Genomic DNA, 544 nt, shown 5'->3' with positions numbered 1-544 from the left:
CCATCAGTACCTACAACAAGTACTTCAACGGCATGCACCACGCCAACCACTGGTTCGACCGCGTCTGGTACCTGTCGGTGCCCAAGAGCTTCTTCGAGGACGCCTGCACCGCCGGCCCGTTCGAGTTCCTCACTGCGGTGAGCTTCTCGTTCGAGTACGTGCTGACCAACCTGCTGTTCGTGCCGTTCATGAGCGGCGCGGCGCACAACGGCGACATGTCCACCGTCACCTTCGGCTTCTCGGCGCAATCCGACGAGAGCCGTCACATGACGCTGGGCATCGAGTGCATCAAGTTCATGCTGGAGCAGGACGAGGGCAACGTGCCGATCGTGCAGCGCTGGATCGACAAGTGGTTCTGGCGCGGCTACCGGCTGCTGACCATCGTGGCGATGATGCAGGACTACATGCTGCCCAAGCGCGGCCTGAGCTGGAAGGAAGCCTGGGAGATGTACGCCGAGGCCAACGGCGGCGCGCTGTTCAAGGACCTGGCGCGCTACGGCATCCGCGAGCCGCGCGGCTGGGCCGACGCCTGCGACGGCAAGCA

At 64.0% G+C, this 544-nt stretch carries 1 protein-coding gene; it reads left to right on the top strand.

Annotated elements, in window-relative coordinates; translation table 11 throughout:
- On the top strand, positions 1–544 hold a 544-nt coding region (locus NET02_RS16370; RefSeq protein ID WP_284058501.1), incomplete at both ends, for a hypothetical protein.

The sequence above is a fragment of the Thermalbibacter longus genome, assembly GCF_023806485.1.
GTDB lineage: Bacteria > Chloroflexota > Chloroflexia > Thermomicrobiales > Thermomicrobiaceae > Thermalbibacter > Thermalbibacter longus.
Note: the sequence above shows the minus strand (reverse complement) of the source record. Positions and strands in the feature narration are given on the sequence as shown.